At 41.4% G+C, this 12,606-nt stretch carries 13 protein-coding genes; 4 read left to right on the top strand and 9 right to left on the bottom strand.

What is annotated here, in order from left to right; genetic code table 11:
- Positions 1-37: 37 nt before the first annotated feature.
- A complete protein-coding gene (locus ACZ41C_RS00450) occupies positions 38-406 on the bottom strand; it encodes a hypothetical protein (RefSeq protein ID WP_464563503.1) in 369 nt (122 codons plus the stop codon).
- Between the two features lie 167 nt (positions 407-573).
- Here ACZ41C_RS00450 and ACZ41C_RS00445 point away from each other — a divergent pair, with 167 nt between their 5' ends.
- Both ACZ41C_RS00445 and ACZ41C_RS00440 read left to right on the top strand, forming a co-directional pair.
- On the top strand, positions 574-2,160 hold the full coding sequence (locus tag ACZ41C_RS00445) for an amidohydrolase (RefSeq protein WP_464563501.1): 1,587 nt from the start codon (positions 574-576) through the stop codon (positions 2,158-2,160).
- Positions 2,161-2,263: 103 nt separating this feature from the next.
- The gene (locus ACZ41C_RS00440; RefSeq protein ID WP_205123421.1) at positions 2,264-2,632 is read left to right on the top strand and encodes a winged helix-turn-helix transcriptional regulator; all 369 of its coding nucleotides are present in this window, start codon (positions 2,264-2,266) and stop codon (positions 2,630-2,632) included.
- Here the strand turns inward: ACZ41C_RS00440 and ACZ41C_RS00435 are convergent.
- On the bottom strand, positions 2,629-3,849 hold the full coding sequence (locus ACZ41C_RS00435; protein WP_138258980.1) for an RsmB/NOP family class I SAM-dependent RNA methyltransferase: 1,221 nt from the start codon (positions 3,847-3,849) through the stop codon (positions 2,629-2,631). The two genes, ACZ41C_RS00440 and ACZ41C_RS00435, sit on opposite strands and share 4 nt — an antisense overlap.
- 71 nt (positions 3,850-3,920) lie before the next feature.
- On the opposite strand from ACZ41C_RS00435, the gene ACZ41C_RS00430 reads away from it, so the two are divergent.
- Complete coding sequence (locus ACZ41C_RS00430; RefSeq protein ID WP_464563498.1) at positions 3,921-4,955, top strand: WD40/YVTN/BNR-like repeat-containing protein; 1,035 nt, start codon at positions 3,921-3,923, stop codon at positions 4,953-4,955.
- Positions 4,956-5,057: 102 nt separating this feature from the next.
- Here ACZ41C_RS00430 and ACZ41C_RS00425 read toward each other — a convergent pair whose 3' ends face one another.
- From ACZ41C_RS00425 to ACZ41C_RS00395, 7 genes are all read right to left on the bottom strand, one after another.
- Positions 5,058-5,492 carry a hypothetical protein gene (locus ACZ41C_RS00425; protein ID WP_464563496.1) on the bottom strand — a complete coding sequence of 145 codons (435 nt, stop codon included), beginning with the start codon at positions 5,490-5,492 and terminating at the stop codon, positions 5,058-5,060.
- Positions 5,485-6,006, bottom strand: coding sequence for a hypothetical protein (locus ACZ41C_RS00420; protein WP_464563494.1), 522 nt, complete (start codon positions 6,004-6,006; stop codon positions 5,485-5,487). Before ACZ41C_RS00420 ends, ACZ41C_RS00425 begins: the two co-directional genes overlap by 8 nt.
- A 33-nt stretch (positions 6,007-6,039) precedes the next feature.
- Positions 6,040-6,582, bottom strand: a complete 543-nt coding sequence (locus ACZ41C_RS00415) for an RNA polymerase sigma factor (protein ID WP_464563492.1) — start codon at positions 6,580-6,582, stop codon at positions 6,040-6,042.
- Positions 6,583-6,929: 347 nt separating this feature from the next.
- Positions 6,930-8,753 (bottom strand): ABC transporter ATP-binding protein, encoded by a 1,824-nt coding sequence (locus ACZ41C_RS00410; protein ID WP_464563490.1) that lies wholly within the window; start codon positions 8,751-8,753, stop codon positions 6,930-6,932.
- On the bottom strand, positions 8,753-10,462 hold the full coding sequence (locus ACZ41C_RS00405; RefSeq protein ID WP_464563488.1) for a phospho-sugar mutase: 1,710 nt from the start codon (positions 10,460-10,462) through the stop codon (positions 8,753-8,755). Before ACZ41C_RS00405 ends, ACZ41C_RS00410 begins: the two co-directional genes overlap by 1 nt.
- Positions 10,463-10,492: 30 nt before the next feature.
- Positions 10,493-11,467, bottom strand: coding sequence for a glycosyltransferase family 2 protein (locus tag ACZ41C_RS00400; RefSeq protein ID WP_138258973.1), 975 nt, complete (start codon positions 11,465-11,467; stop codon positions 10,493-10,495).
- Positions 11,468-11,507: 40 nt separating this feature from the next.
- Positions 11,508-12,026: a DUF4199 domain-containing protein gene (locus ACZ41C_RS00395; RefSeq protein ID WP_138258972.1), complete on the bottom strand. Its 519-nt coding sequence runs from the start codon at positions 12,024-12,026 to the stop codon at positions 11,508-11,510.
- A gap of 180 nt (positions 12,027-12,206) precedes the next feature.
- Between ACZ41C_RS00395 and ACZ41C_RS00390 the strand changes: the two genes are divergently transcribed.
- Positions 12,207-12,479, top strand: coding sequence for a type B 50S ribosomal protein L31 (locus ACZ41C_RS00390; protein ID WP_154918921.1), 273 nt, complete (start codon positions 12,207-12,209; stop codon positions 12,477-12,479).
- Positions 12,480-12,606: the final 127 nt, after the last annotated feature.

The raw sequence follows: 12,606 nt of genomic DNA, 5'->3' as shown, positions 1-12,606 counted from the left end.
CAGTTTTCAACCAATTTTGTTGATATAAAAACCATTCCTAAGGTTTTTCTGTAAAGTGAATCAAGGCTGTATCCTGTTGTATTTCAATACGCATCAATTCCAAAAAGGAAATACCGTTACTATAATATCCTCCCACGGTTTCAATTGTTTCTCCATCCGCTTTGTTATATAACACTACATAGCTTCCATCGGTCTTGGCATTCACCATTTTTAGAAATCCGGATTTGGATTCCTTTGGGCCCAATAGTTCGATAACCAGACTATCCTTATTCTCCGAAGTTTTTACAACGATATTGGAAATGTTTTGTTCAGTAGTATTGATAATATTTATGTCGATGCCGTTCCCACGAAATAAATAGCAAGAACTCAACGAAATGAATAGTAAGGCTATTGGAACATTTTTCATTGTATCGTTTCCATTAGCATTAAAGTTATTTGATTTTTTTTAGTTCAAAACCTTTAAAATTAAAATTAGGAAGCCCCTAAATTGAAATATGGTAATTATTTAATTTGGGAATACCTGCAATCCAATATTTTAGTACCTTTTACAAACTAATTCAATAATCGACCAAAATGACTAAAAGACTATGCACGTTCATCATGTGCCTTTCCTGTGCCATGCTGACCTTCGCCCAAAAAAAGTATTCCAAGAAACAGATCGAGAAATTTAAAACGGAAGCCAATGCCTTGATCGAAAGCGATAAAAAGATGGCCCAGGTGATGGTGGACAAGATCTTTAGTTTTGCCGAGCTTGGCTTTCAGGAAGTGGAATCCTCCAAATACCTTACGGGGATTTTGAAGGAAAATGGTTTTGAAATCGAAAATTCGCTCTCGGGGATTCCAACCTCCTGGTTCGCGAAATGGAGCAACGGGGAAGGCCCTGTTATCGCTTTGGGAAGTGATGTGGATTGTATTCCCAAGGCGTCGCAGTATCCTGGGGTTGCGTATCACAAACCTATTGTGGATGGCGCCCCCGGGCATGGTGAAGGACACAATGCCGGTATTCCCCTGAATATCATGTCGGCCCTCGCCGTAAAGGAAATTATGGAAAAGGAGAACATTGGGGGAACCTTGATACTTTGGCCGGGTATCGCCGAGGAACTGGTAGCCGCCAAAGCTTGGTATGTGCGCGATGGTCTTTTCGATGATATCGATATGTGTATTTTTACCCATGTGGGGAACAATTTAGGAGTCTCCTACGGACCCACCAGGGGTACCGGATTGATATCCGTGGAGTATTCCTTTGAAGGAGAGGCGGCACATTCCGCCGGTTCGCCCTGGCGCGGAAGAAGTGCTTTGGATGCTGCCGAACTGATGAACATAGCCTGGAACTACAAAAGGGAGCATTTACATCCCTTAAAAAGATCACACTCCATTTTTACCGATGCCGGAGATCAGCCCAATGTAGTGCCATCCAAGGCCGCTATCTGGTTTTATTTTAGGGACATAAAGTATGAAGGAATTATGGAAATGTATGCCCTTGCCAATGATATGGCCAAGGGAGCTGCCTTGATGACAGGTACCACCATGAGCTCCAAAGTACTTGGAACTGCGTGGCCAAGACATTATAACAAGGTCATTGCGGAAACCATGTATGACAATATCAAGCAGGTGGGACTTCCGCAATGGTCAGAGGCCGACCAAACCTTGGCCAAGGCCGTACAGACAGAGGTCGGTTCCGAAAAAATTGAAGGTTTGCCAATGGAATTGGATCCCCTTGGACTTCCGGTGGAAGAGCCGGTAAGTGGCGGTTCTGACGATATTGGCGATATTTCATGGAAAGTACCCACCGTGACCATGCGGTTTCCGTCCAATATTCCCGGCTTGCAGGGACACCATTGGAGTAATGCAATCGCCATGGCCACGCCCATTGCCCATAAAGGCGTAGTTGCCGGGGCCAAGGCGGAAGCCATGACCATTCTGGATTTTTTAACGAAGCCGGAACTTCTAGAAGGGGCCTGGGACTATTTTAAAAACGTACAACAAAAGGAAACTACCTATAAACCAATGATCGCCGAAACCGATATGCCACCGATTTATTTGAATACGGATAAGCAGGGCCAGTTTAGGGAGGAGCTTCAAAAATATTACTATGACGAAACCAAATACGACAGTTATTTGGAACAATTAGGCGTGGAATATCCCACTGTCAAAGAATAACTTTTTAAGTAAAAAATAGTAACGAACATCGGTCTATAATTTAGACCGATGTTTTATATTTGGGGTGTATCAAAGTATTACCTACATTTTAAATTCTACAGTTTTGAACAAACCATCCGAATATTGTCCCGTAACCGCCTGTATGGAGGAAATAGGTAGCAAATGGAAGCCGATTATTCTTTATAGGGTTTCCATGGGTATCAACCGGTTCTCAACGCTTCTAAAGAACATAGAAGGTATCAACAAGCAAATGTTGAGCAAGCAATTAAAGGAATTGGAAAAATCACAAATCCTGGAACGCAAGATGTATGCGGAAATTCCACCGCGTGTCGAGTATACCATCACGGCCAAAGGCAAAACCCTCATGCCGTTAGTTCAAGCCATGAAAAAGTGGGGACAAAAACCTGCGGAGAAACCATCCGGCAAAAAAACCGCTACCCAAGGGGACCAACAATTGCCATTGTTCGGTTAATTGGCTGTTTCTTTTTGTAATAAGGCCATGTAAAAGCCGTCAAAGCCGCTTTTGGAGGCGAATATTTTCTTTTCGGTCACCAGTGTAAATTTGCTCCCTTCCTCAGATGTCAAAAAGATCTTCACCTGCTCCGAGTTTTCTTGTGGCAATATGGAACACGTAGCATAGACCATCTTACCACCCGCTTTTACGATCTTGCTGTAACTCCTCAAGATTTCCTGTTGGGTCTTGGTAATCTCTTCCAGAAACTCGGGTTGTAGTTTCCATTTGGTATCGGGGTTTCTACGAAGTACCCCAAGACCAGTACAGGGAGCATCGATCAAGACCCTGTCCGCGCTATCGTACAACTTTTTGAAGACCTTGGTAGACGTAATCTCCCTAGGTTCTATATTATGCGCTCCATTTCTTCTGGCACGTCTTTTAAGTTCCTTGAGCTTGCTGCCGTAAATATCCATGGAAATTAGCTGTCCTTTGTTTTCCATCAGTGCGGCCAAATGCAGGGATTTTCCTCCCGCACCGGCACAGGTATCCACAACGCGTTGCCCTGGTTTTACGTCCAAAAGTTCCGCTACCAATTGACTAGAGGCATCCTGTACCTCAAAAAGTCCATCCTTAAAACTTTGGGTTACGAATACGTTGGCCCGTTCCGGAAGCTTAAGGGCGAGGGGATATCCTTTAATGGGTTCGGTAACGATGCCTTCGTCCAAAAGTTTTTTTCGAAGTTTTTCTTTAGTGGTTTTAAGGGTATTCGTTCTAAGGATGACTTCGGCAGGCTCGTTTAATTTTGCGATTTCGGCCGTCCAAAGTTCCTCCCCCAAGGCTTTGGCACACAATTCATCGATCCAATCAGGGATTGCCTCTCTGTATTTTCGAATTTTGGAAAGTTCGTCAAACCGACCCTTGATCCTTCTTTCTGGGGTAGGTTCAATTTGTTTCCAATCTGGCAACTTAATCCCACTTAATACGGCCCATACCGCCCACATTCTAAAAAGGTCAGGCCTACTGAAAGGGGCTTTTACTTCGGCAATTTCGGCATAAAGTCTTTTATAACGTACCATTTCATAGGTGGTTTCCGCAATGAACCCTCGGTCCCGTGCTCCCCAGCGTTTATCGAACTTCAACACTTTTTGGACAACCTTATCCGCATACTCGCCTTCGTTAAAAATCAGGTTCAAAGCATCTATTACCGCGAATACCAAGTTTCTATGCAACTTCATGAGAAAAAATTAAGGGTGCAAAGGTATTGTTTTAGAGTGGATTCCATTTATTTTTGAGAAACTTTGTACACATGCGCCCCTTAGCCTTCTTCGGATTTTTCCTTCTTGTTTTTATCTCGTGTTCCAAAAAAGAAAATATCAAGATTTTTACAACCGTGGAAGTGGAGGATGTTTTTGTGGATTCCGTCAGCATACGGGCCATCGAATTTTTAGATCAAAATACCTTGGCCTTTGCAGGTAGTGACGGCGTGTACGGTACTGTAGATGTTGCTACTGGAAACATCCGGTCCAATACTATAAAATACGATAGCATTGTACCCTCCTTTAGGGCCGTTGCTCATACGAATTCCGATTTTTTCATGCTTTCCGTTGGGAGTCCGGCATTGCTTTATAAAACAGGTGACAACGGGCAAATGGAATTGGTATATACCGAAGTTGGCGAAACCGTTTTTTATGATTCCATGGTGTTTTGGAACGATTTGGAAGGCCTGGCCGTTGGGGATACCGTGGACGGATGTTTGAGTGTTATAATAACCAGGGATGGCGGAGCGACTTGGAGAAAGATCCCTTGTGATGAACTTCCTGAGGGAACGGAAGGCGAAGGAGCCTTTGCAGCGAGCAACACCAATATTGAAGTTATGGGAAATCAGGCTTGGATAGCCACGACCACCGGTAGCATCTATCATACGATGGATACGGGAGCTACTTGGAATAGAATTGGGACCCCTATGGAAAATGAAGTTGCCACACAAGGTATCTATTCCATCGACTTTTACGATCAAAATTTAGGAATTGCCATAGGAGGGGATTACACCCAGCCGGAGGTAACTACCCAAAACAAGATGAAAACGGAAGACGGAGGTAAAACATGGAAGCTTATTGCCGATGGTCAGTATCCCGGTTATAGGAGCTGTATTCAATTTGTGCCGAATCGCGATGGAAAAGCGATCGTGGCAGTCGGTTTTCATGGCATTTCCTATTCTTCGGATGGGGGAGATGCATGGACACAGCTTAGCAAGGAAGGTTTTTATACCATCCGATTTTTATCGGATTCCGTGGCCTATGCCGCTGGAAAGCATCGGATTTCCAAGCTGATTTTTAGATGACCAAAGTTTGCCTTCAGGCAACTTTCCCTGAAAAATGATACTAAAAAAAGACCTGACAGGTTTCCAAAACCTGTCAGGTCTAAAATCTCTTTTTTGAACATGCTAGCGTCCGCCTTTATTATGGCGGTACTGCTTTATCAACTGCCGTTTAAAATCTTCTTCAGAACGCATTAGGACCAAGGTTTTCTTCGCCGAAATTACCCTACTTACCTTGTTAAGGAAATCTTTTTCCAATTCTTCCTCCTCTTCCTCAATTTTAAGATAAGCGGACAAGAGGGATTGAGCCTCCTCCTCGTTCAAGCTCCCTACGTCTTTAAGTTTGCTTTTTATCTCCACCCATTGCTTGTGTCTCAACTCATGTCTTTTTTCTTCATATTCGTTGTAAACTGGCCAAAATTCCTGTGCCTCTTTGCTAGAAAGTTCCAGATGCTCGGTCAAGTAGGCCACCTTGAGAGCCTTAATCTTTTCCCTGGACTTATCTTGGGCAAAAGACAGGGTCGTAAACAACATCAATATGGCTATAAATAGTCTAATCATTGTTTTCTAAATTTAATTCTTCAAAATACTCCACATTTTCATTGAGATAATCCAACAGATTGTCCTCGTTTAATTGTGGTTGTACGAAATCGTTAATTTCATAGGTATCGACAGGAAGTACCTCCGCGATTTCATCGGAGGAAAGATCCAGCCCATTATCGTCAAAATAGGCTTCGATTTCGGAATTTGCCAAATCGGTAAAACTAAGCTCTTCGCTATTACCCCAATTTATTCCAATGGCCAAGAAGGTTACTGCCGCAATGGACGCCGCAATGGTCATAAATTTCCTGAATGGTGTAAACTGTATGACTTTTGGAACGGTCTTCTCCTCTTCTAGTCTGGCGGTAAGCTTGGACTGAAAATCCTCAAAATAAGATGAAGGGACCCTAAAACCCTCTTGCTGGGGAATAGATGAGCTTTCCTTTGCCAACCTATCCCTAAGACTTTCCTCAAAGCTATCGAAATAGCCTTTTGGTGTGCTGAAAGGATTTTTATTTGTGTTCTTCTCGTTCATCTTATTACTATGACTCTCAATTCATTAAAAGGTTTAATCGCCTTTGATGAAACCCTCTATTTTTTTTACGGCTAAATGATAAGAGGCTTTTAGTCCCCCAACGGTGGTATCCAAAATCTCGGAGATCTCTTCATATTTTAAATCCTCATAATACTTCATGTTGAAAATCAATTTCTGTTTTTCAGGCAGGGTAGCGATTGCCTTTTGCAGTTTCAATTGAATCTCATCGCCTTCAAAATAAACATCGGCCTCTAAGTTTTTTATCATTTTGTCTTGGTATTCATCATCGGTCACTCCAAGTTTAGTTCGTTGTTGTTTTAAAAAGCTCAACGATTCGTTGGTCGCGATTCTGTACATCCATGAGAACAGTTTACTTTCTCCTTTAAAGCCGTCAATATTCCGATACACCTTAATAAAGGTATTCTGAAGCACATCATCAGCATCATCATGATTCAGTACAATTCTGCGGATATGCCAGTATAAACGTTCCTTATAATTCGCAACCAGTTGCTCAAAGGCCTTGGACTGTGTCTCCTTTGATTTTAATTCCTGGACTAAGGTTTCCTCTGCAATCAACCGAAAGCTTTTTGTACTATGACTACTAAAGTACGAAAAGGTTTAGTTTTTAGTGGTTAAGTGAAATAGTGAGATAGTGATTTAATGAAAAGTGAAAAATGAAAAGTGAAGAATGAAAAGTTAAAAGTTATCTTGCTAACAGCTAACAGCCAAACGCCGACCGCGAAAAGTTAAAAGTCATAAGTTAATGGCAGTAGTCCAGTAGTCCTTAGCAGAATTCGGTTTACAGTCAGTATTGAACAATTTCTATTACGGATTAATCAATTAACAATGAACAATAGTATGCAAAGCGCCTAGTGTAATGCGAATAGTGCCATGCATTTTAAACAGCCAACAACCAACAACCATTATCCCAAAGACTGCATTTCCACCAATTTCCTGTAGGTACCGTTTTGGCTTAAAAGCTCGTTATGGCTTCCTTGTTCCACTATTTCGCCTTTGTTCAGAACTACAATGGTATCTGCATTTTGGATGGTTGACAAGCGATGCGCAATGACTATAGAAGTCCTATTTCGCATCATTTTTTCGAGGGCGTCCTGTACCAAGCGTTCACTTTCCGTATCCAAGGCGGAAGTGGCCTCGTCCAAAATCATGATCGGGGGATTTTTCAGAACGGCCCGTGCTATGGAAAGACGCTGTTTTTGTCCGCCGCTCAATTTATTGCCGCCGTCCCCAATATTGGTATCATACCCGTTTGAAAGTTCCATTATAAAATCGTGGGCATTCGCTATTTTGGCCGCTTCTATAATATCCGCGTCGGTGGCATTTTCCTTGCCTAATCGGATGTTGTTTTTCACGGAATCATTGAACAAAATGGAGTCTTGTGTCACCAAGCCGAGCAGACTTCGCAAGGACTTTTTTGAAAAATGCTTAATGTTGGTGCCATCAATGGTAACTTCCCCTTCATTCACATCATAGAATCTGGTCACCAAATTGGCAATGGTACTTTTTCCGCTACCGGATTGACCTACCAAAGCAACTGTGGCCCCTTTTGGAACCGTTAAATTGAAGTTTTTCAGCACGTATTCATCTTCATACTTAAAGGAGATATTTTTAAGCACAATTTGTTGGAGGAAGTCGGATTTAACAACCGGGTTCTCAATTTCAGAGATTGGGTTTTCGGTTTCCAAAATTTCCAGAACACGTTCGGCCGCGGCATTCCCTTTTTTAACGCCATAGGAAGCTTTACTGATGGCTTTGGCGGGGGTTAGGATATTGTAGGCCAAACCCATATAGGCAATGAAGGAGGATGCATCTAAAGTTTTGTCGATCAATACCATTTTTCCACCGAACCACAGTAATACACCAATGACCAGGATGCCCAAAAACTCACCTGTAGGAGAGGCCAAATTTTGACGATTCAATAGCGTATTGCTAAAATTGAAGAACCGTTCCGTAGAACTTGAAAAAGTTTTGTAAAATTTGGATTCTGAATTGAACGCCTTGATGACTCTCAGTCCACCCAGAGTTTCTTCTATAATCGATAAAAATTCGCCTTGTTCCCGTTGTACGTTATCCGATTGCTTTTTAAGGGATTTTCCAATCTTTGATATAATCATACCTGCAATGGGAATAAAAATGAATACAAAGAGGGTCAGTTTAAAGCTTATCCCGAACATTATCAATATTGTAAACAAAATTGTAAGAGGTTCACGTACAATAAGTTCCAGAATTGAAAGAAAGGAATGTTGAATCTCTAATACATCCGAGGTTATCCTTGCGATTACATCCCCTTTTCTTTTTTCGGAATAATAGGAAATTGGTAGCTCCACCACCTTTTCGTACATCCTATTTCGGATATCCTTTAAGACGCCATTTCGTAAAAAGGTAATAAAGAACATGGCCAAGTAGTTGAACAAGTTCTTAAGAAGGAATAATACTAGAACCAACCCAATTACTAGAATCAAGCCCTTCATCTCATCGTTTCCGGAATACGCAGTGACCCTGTAATTTATGTATTCTTGTAGGTAATCCTTCAAATGTCCCAAATCCTGATATTGGGGTGCCCGATATACCTGTTTTGTTTTATCGAACAGAACATCCAACATGGGTATAAGGGCCGCGAAGGATAACGCGCTGAAAAGCGCATATAAAATGTTGAAAAAGATGTTCAGATATCCATATTTGCGATAGGGTTTCGCAAAAAGCAGAATCTTCTTAAAATAATCCATTAACCTAGATTGAGCTCGCTAACGATGCTTTTGATTTTTGCATCCAACTGTGCGGATACTTTAGTAAAGTCCGCTGCCTTGTCCAATTTTGTGTTGGTGCTGATATAAAATTTCACCTTGGGCTCCGTGCCACTGGGTCTTGCAGCGATTCGTGTGCCATCTTCGGTTTCGTATATCAACACGTTGGATTTTGGGATATCGATGGGTTTTTCTTCCCCTGTCAGCACGTTTTTGGCCGTGGACGTATTGTAGTCCTCGATCCATTTTACTTTGGAACCTGCTACGGATTCAACAGGGTTTTCCTTAAAATCTTTTAGCATTTGTTTGATTTCCTCTGCACCGCTCATCCCTTTCTTGGTAAGGGAAATCAAATGTTCCTTATAGAATCCATAATCAACATAACAATCAATAAGATCTTTGTAAAAGGAACTGCCATTCGCCTTTGCCTGGGCGGCGATTTCACAGGCCAATAGGGTAGAAGTGACAGCGTCCTTATCACGCACAAAGTCGCCAACCATATAACCAAAACTTTCCTCACCGCCTCCAATAAAATCCGATTGGGGGAAATCTTTTATCATCTTTCCGATCCATTTAAATCCGGTCAATGCGGTTTTGAATTCCACGCCATACGCCTTGGCCATCACCTCCATCATGGGTGTGGAAACGATGGTCGTGGCTATAAATTCATTGCCTTTGAATCCTTTTTCTTTTCTTTTTTCCAATAAAAATTTGGTCATCAGTACCATGGCCTGGTTTCCGTTGACAATTTGCATCTTGCCTTCCAAATTACGGACCGCGATTCCCAGTCTATCACTATCGGGGTCGGTACCCACAACCATATCGGCTCCAATTTCCTCTGCCTTTTTAACCGCCATGGACAAGGCTTCGGATTCCTCTGGATTGGGGGATTTTACCGTGGGGAAGGAACCATCGGGTTTTGCTTGTTCCTCAATTATGGTCACGTTTTCATACCCTGCTCTTTTTAATACTTCGGGGATGGCGGTAATCGAAGTTCCGTGCAAGGAAGTGAACACGATCTTAAAATCGTCCTTTCCGGCTGCATTGAAGTTACCGTTCTTGACCGATGCCTCAATAAATGCTTCGTCCACATCGGTATCGATTACGGTAATCAAGCTTTCATCGGCCTTGAAATTGATATCCTCAAAACCTAGACTGTTTATTTCGGCTATTATTTCACCGTCCTGGGGAGGTACAATTTGTCCTCCGTCCGTCCAATAAACCTTGTAACCATTGTATTCCGGTGGGTTATGCGATGCGGTAAGCACGATTCCGGCATGGCAGTTCAAGTGTCTTACGGCAAAGGACAATTCTGGCGTAGTTCGTAATTCTGAAAATAAATACACTTGGATGCCATTGGCCGAAAATACCTCTGCGACCGTTCTTGCCAAGGTGTCGCTGTTGTGGCGGCAGTCAAATGCTATGACCACTTTAATATCTTCGCCGGCATAAACTTTTTGGAGGTAGTTGCTGAGTCCTTGGGTACTTTTACCCAATGTGTATTTGTTGATTCTGTTGGTTCCAACCCCCATAACACCACGCATACCACCGGTACCAAATTCCATATTTTTATAGAAGCGGTCCTTAAGTTCTTCGGTGTCGTTATCAATAAGGTGCTGTATTTCTTCCTTTACTTTTGGGTCAAAAAAATCGGTAAGCCAGCTTTTGGCGGTTTCCAGAATGGTATCCATGTAATTTTCGGTTTTAAGTGATATTTAAATTTACAAAGAATATTGTGTTTGTTCCGAGTTCAAATTTAATTCTTCGGAAATATGATAACGGGGTTCGTTTCGCTTCGATCTGGTTATTATTTCACCGATGAATCCGGCTAGAAATAACTGCGTACCGATTACCATGGAAATCAAGGAGATATAAAATTCAGGTCTATCCGTAATCAAACGACCAAATGGGTTTAAGAAAAGTTTATCTATTCCTAAATATAGTGCGAAACCGAAACCTATAATGAACATCAAAACGCCCAAAGCGCCAAATAAATGCATAGGTCTTTTTCCAAATCTGGAAACGAACCAAATGGTTATCAAATCCAAAAAACCGTTGATAAAGCGTTCCATTCCAAATTTGGTATGCCCATATTTCCTGGCCTGATGTTTTACGACCTTTTCACCTATTTTGTTGAAACCGGCATTCTTCGCCAGTACCGGAATGTATCGGTGCATTTCTCCGGATACTTCTATGCTTTTTACGACCGACTTGTTATAGGCCTTTAGACCACAATTGAAATCGTGCAATTTTACACCTGATGTTTTTTTGGCCGCCCAATTAAAAAGTTTGGAGGGTAGGTTTTTGAATATAAGGGAGTCGTATCGCTTCTTTTTCCAACCGGAAATTAAATCATATTCCTTGGATTGGATAAGATTATATAATTCTGGAATTTCTTCGGGATTGTCCTGTAGGTCCGCATCCATCGTGATAATAACGTCGCCTTTGGCCAAATTGAATCCAGCGTGCAATGCCTGGGATTTCCCAAAATTCTTTAGAAACCGAATTCCTTTTACATAGGGATTTAGCTCGGATAACTGAGAAATGATACTCCAGGAACCGTCAGTACTACCATCGTCCACGAACAGTATTTCATAAGAAAAATGATTGGATTGCATCACGGATACAATCCAATCATGAAGTTCTTTGAGCGATTCTTCCTCGTTCAGTAAGGGAATGACTATGGATAACTGCATTGTTTACTTTAGGAATTCCCTTCAAAAATACAAATTAGTTCTATTCTTCCTGTTTTTTTAGAATCAGTCCAGAGATTAGTGAAATAACGAATCCAATGAATAGGCTAAATACAAGTCCAAAAACTACCTGCATCGTTGGAGTGGAGAATTTTTTACCCATTTCCATTTGCGCATCGATTTGTTCTGGAGTCATTGAGGTAGTCTCCATAAGTTGATTTCTCTGCATTTCCATGGCTTTGGCCATCATATCGGGATCAATGACATTGGCCATAATTTGATTAAAAATAATTCCAATGATTCCAGCAATCAAGCTCACCCCAACGCCCACCTTAAGGGCTTGGGAAAATGACATGAAGCCACCGTTGGCCTTTCTAAATTGTATCATCGCCAAAACGATACCCGCTATAGTAAGCGCAAGACTTATCAACATCACCGCGATTCCTCCTTGGTAATGCATATCGGCCGTATACAACATGAACGCGAAAATTATTCCTACGCCTCCCAGTAAAAGGCCATAGTTCAAAGCATACTTACCTGTTTTTGGTTTATTTTCTTCCATTGTTTTTAAGTTTTATAAGTTGATTATCTAATTTGTATAGGCCTAAGTAAAAAAGTTACAAAATAGCATCATTTTATTTTATGTTTTTTCCTTTTAATAAATTGGCAATTCTAATTATTTGACTAAATTTGCAGCCTTAAAATAAGTGCCCGTTGGAATGGGTGCGTTAATGATTTTAACATGAAAAAAGGAATACACCCAGAAAATTATAGATTGGTAGCCTTCAAGGACATGTCTAATGAAGACGTTTTTATCACCAAATCTACAGCGGATACAAAAGAGACTTTAGAAGTTGACGGTGTTGAATATCCGTTGGTTAAATTAGAAATTTCAAGAACTTCACATCCGTTCTATACTGGTAAGGCCAAGTTTTTGGATACCGCAGGTAGGATTGACAAGTTTAAAAATAAATACAAGAAATTTTCTAAACCCGAAACGAAAGAAGAGGAATAGGACTTATTTTATTCTTAAGATAATCAACGCCTCCACATTTTGGAGGCGTTTTTTATTGGATGGCATCTAATTTTTAGGCATTTAGACTGGAATGGGATAGGTAGTCCTGGTCTAATGATTAATTTTG

Source organism: Maribacter sp. C-4077, from assembly GCF_055378385.1.
This window is presented reverse-complemented; position numbering and strand designations above follow the sequence as displayed.

What these genes read in the sequence shown, in the direction of transcription:
- ACZ41C_RS00450 (WP_464563503.1), bottom strand. Translation starts at nt 406, where the DNA reads ATGAAAAATGTTCCAATAGCCTTACTATTCATTTCGTTGAGTTCTTGC.
- ACZ41C_RS00395 (WP_138258972.1), bottom strand. Translation starts at nt 12,026, where the DNA reads ATGGAAGAAAATAAACCAAAAACAGGTAAGTATGCTTTGAACTATGGC.
- ACZ41C_RS00435 (WP_138258980.1), bottom strand. Translation starts at nt 3,849, where the DNA reads ATGAAGTTGCATAGAAACTTGGTATTCGCGGTAATAGATGCTTTGAAC.
- ACZ41C_RS00400 (WP_138258973.1), bottom strand. Translation starts at nt 11,467, where the DNA reads ATGCAGTTATCCATAGTCATTCCCTTACTGAACGAGGAAGAATCGCTC.
- ACZ41C_RS00420 (WP_464563494.1), bottom strand. Translation starts at nt 6,006, where the DNA reads ATGAACGAGAAGAACACAAATAAAAATCCTTTCAGCACACCAAAAGGC.
- ACZ41C_RS00405 (WP_464563488.1), bottom strand. Translation starts at nt 10,462, where the DNA reads ATGGATACCATTCTGGAAACCGCCAAAAGCTGGCTTACCGATTTTTTT.
- ACZ41C_RS00390 (WP_154918921.1), top strand. Translation starts at nt 12,207, where the DNA reads ATGAAAAAAGGAATACACCCAGAAAATTATAGATTGGTAGCCTTCAAG.
- ACZ41C_RS00430 (WP_464563498.1), top strand. Translation starts at nt 3,921, where the DNA reads ATGCGCCCCTTAGCCTTCTTCGGATTTTTCCTTCTTGTTTTTATCTCG.
- ACZ41C_RS00445 (WP_464563501.1), top strand. Translation starts at nt 574, where the DNA reads ATGACTAAAAGACTATGCACGTTCATCATGTGCCTTTCCTGTGCCATG.
- ACZ41C_RS00425 (WP_464563496.1), bottom strand. Translation starts at nt 5,492, where the DNA reads ATGATTAGACTATTTATAGCCATATTGATGTTGTTTACGACCCTGTCT.
- ACZ41C_RS00410 (WP_464563490.1), bottom strand. Translation starts at nt 8,753, where the DNA reads ATGGATTATTTTAAGAAGATTCTGCTTTTTGCGAAACCCTATCGCAAA.